General features: G+C 61.8%; 3 protein-coding genes. All 3 read right to left on the bottom strand.

The window, feature by feature from the left end; all coding sequences use genetic code 11:
* A partial coding sequence (locus ACFMO5_RS01075) for an extracellular solute-binding protein (RefSeq protein ID WP_376790924.1) occupies nucleotides 1-773 on the bottom strand: 773 nt, incomplete at its 3' end.
* A gap of 214 nt (nucleotides 774-987) precedes the next feature.
* Nucleotides 988-1290 carry a hypothetical protein gene (locus tag ACFMO5_RS01080; RefSeq protein ID WP_376790925.1) on the bottom strand — a complete coding sequence of 101 codons (303 nt, stop codon included), beginning with the start codon at nucleotides 1288-1290 and terminating at the stop codon, nucleotides 988-990.
* Nucleotides 1291-1342: 52 nt separating this feature from the next.
* The gene (locus ACFMO5_RS01085) at nucleotides 1343-2347 is read right to left on the bottom strand and encodes a LacI family DNA-binding transcriptional regulator (RefSeq protein ID WP_376790926.1); all 1005 of its coding nucleotides are present in this window, start codon (nucleotides 2345-2347) and stop codon (nucleotides 1343-1345) included.
* Nucleotides 2348-2824: the final 477 nt, after the last annotated feature.

Genomic DNA, 2824 nt, shown 5'->3' on the forward strand with positions numbered 1-2824 from the left:
TCGGCGCAGTTGTAGTCGCACTCCTGGGGGACCACCTTGTGCTTGAACTTGAGATCCTGGACGAACTGAAGCGCCCCGACCGTGCCCTCGTTGTCGAAGGTCGGCTTGTCGTTCTCATCCAGCGGCCAGGTCCCGAAGGCGCCCAGCCAGGGGGCGAGCCAGAAGGGCTCGTTCAGGTTGTAGGCGAAGCCCTGGATCTCCCCCTTAGTGAGCTCCTGGGCCATCCGGATCAGCTCGTCGGTGTCCTTGGGGGGCTCTTTGACCAGGTCCTTATTGTAAAGCAACATGAGGTGGTTGCCATAATTGTCGGGCACCCCCCAGATCTCCCCCTTGACGCGGGTGGCGTTGAGGGCCTCAGGGATGAACTGATCCAGGAAGGCCTGGTCGAACACCTCGGTGGCCTTGGCAATGATGCCCAGAGCGCTGAAGGGGCCGGCGAAGTCGTTGGGCACCCGCACCAGCTCGGGGGCCGCCCCGGCCAGGCTGGCCGCCTGGAACTGATCCCGCAGCTCCTCGTTGCCGTAGTGCACCCGTTCGACGGTGATGTTCGGATGCGCTTTCATGAAGTCGGCGACCAGCTCATCCAGGAAGGCGTCGACCTCCTCGTTCTCCTGCTCCCAGTAGGTGATCTTGACCTTGGGGGCAGGGGTCGGGGTGGGGGCCGGCTGAGGGGATGGTGCCTGCGTGGGCGTCGCCGGCTGCGCACAGGCCGCCAACAGCAGGCCCAGCGCCACAAACACCGCTATCCACAAGGAGAAACGTCGCGGAACCATCTTCCACCTCCTACAATAAGTGTGGATCAGCTTCGGAGACCTCACGAAGAGGCCTCCGGAGCGTTCTCCCCCAAGATACGTTTCCTCACGGCTACCACTGCCAATTGTCCTGGAAGACCGCCTCACCCGAACACGGCAGCGTGCGCACGTGGTTGGAGTCGCCCTCCCAGATCACCGAGCCGTCCGGGTTCTTGACAACTATTAAGCGGTGTCCTTAATTTCCCAGGACATGGGGTAAAACTCTTCTTAGCCCTTCACGCTGTTCCAGACCTGAACCACTGCCCCGGTGGATATCGAAGCGACAGACCCGCAAGCGGAGGTGAGCGCTTTGTCCAGTGGGGACCGCCATAGTCGGGCTGCGGTAGAAGGGATCCCAGCTGTTGTGGCCCAGGCCATACCTTTCGATGTTGTTGTCGTTGCCCGCCGCACGAGCCCGCTGGGCCGGCAGGGGAAGGACCCGCACAAAAGCCACGATCAGAAGGCTGATTCCCGCGATTCGGTTTCTTCGCGCCCTCATGGCTCCCCTCTACTGGCGCTTTCGAAGGCGAGGGGATCTCCGAGCCTGGACTTCATTTCCCGATCCCTACAGGGCCCGTTGAACTCCGCACCACCAGCTGGGCCGGGATCAGGATGCGAGCCGGTGGGGCGTCTGGGTCCTGGAGCCGGCGGGCCAGGGTTTCCGCGGCGGCCTCGGCGATTTGAGACACATACAGGTTGATGGTCGTCAGCGGTGGGTCCGCCAGGGCCGCCAGCGGGGAGTCCGAGCAGCCGACCACCGAGACGTCCTCCGGGACCCGCAGGCCCCAGCTCTTCAGGGTCTGCAACACCGTCAGCGCAGGGATATCATGGGTGATGATCGCCGTGATCGGGCGTCCCTTGGCCCATAGCACCTCCAACGCCCGCACGGTCCCCGCCTCCGTCCCATCCGTTTCCGCCACCAGGTCCGCGTTCTCCTCCAGACCGTATTCCCTTAGGCAAGCGAGATAGGCCTGAAGGCGGATCGCGGAGTAGCCGAACTCCAAGGGTTCCGCCAGGTAAGCGATCCGCCGATGCCCCAAAGCGAGCAGGTGCTCCAGCGCCAGGCGGGCCGTTTGTTCGAAATCCGTGTCCACTACATCGATCCCTTCTACCTCATCCGGCCGGCCGATGGAAACGAAAGGAACACCCAACTCCTTCAGAAGGGCGATGCGCTCATCCTGACGACGGACCATCATCAGCATCCAGCCGTCGCAGATCCCGGTGGAGGCGAAGCGCTCGAAGGACTCGAGGTCATGGCTGATGTGGAGCAAGAAATTGAACCCAGAGCGGCTGATGGCTTGAGCGATGGCGCCGAAATACTGGAGGTTCAAGGGGTCGAAGGATCCGGGGGTGAGCAGCGCGGAGAGGGCCACCGTATTGGTCCGGCGAGCCGCCAGGCTCCGGGCGGCGAAGTTCGGGCGGTATTTCAGCCGCTCCACCGCCTCCAACACCCGGGCCACCGTCTCCGGCTTGAAGCGCCCCTTGTTGTTCAAGATGTTAGAGACGGTGGTGATGGAAACACCCGCTTCCCGCGCGATGTCGTAAATCGTGGGCATAGCCTCTCAACCCAGGAAAGATCCGCCCAGGCGGCCTGCGCTCGTCCCCATTCCAGGCGGAGGATCCTTTCGTGCTGGGTTAGTAAAGCGCTTTTGTAAAGCGCTTTTATTTTATTCGAATGGAGAATATCTGTCAAGTCAGAAGCAGGCAAGGCATTCGCAAGCGGCGAAATCCCAAGCCCTATCAGGAAGGCCCATTATGGTTCCTCCCTGTTTCCCAATGAGCTGCGGGGAGCGTACGATGGGATCAGGTGCTTTCGACGTCGGATTCCATGCGGATCCGCCCATGCTGGACAAGGCCTTTCAACGTGACGGTGAGGAAGGGGAGCGTCCCATCCTCCTCTCCACCGCTTTTGGGCCGCAGGGCGGAGGAGGAGGAAAAATTAGACTTGTCGCATAATCCGACGGAGAGTTTCCTACTCATGGCTCTTTGGGCGTGGGGAGGAAGAAAAACAAGTTTTTTGGGCTGGGAAGGCC

It is taken from the genome of Thermoflexus sp. (genome assembly GCF_042408365.1).
In the GTDB taxonomy this organism is placed as follows: domain Bacteria; phylum Chloroflexota; class Anaerolineae; order Thermoflexales; family Thermoflexaceae; genus Thermoflexus.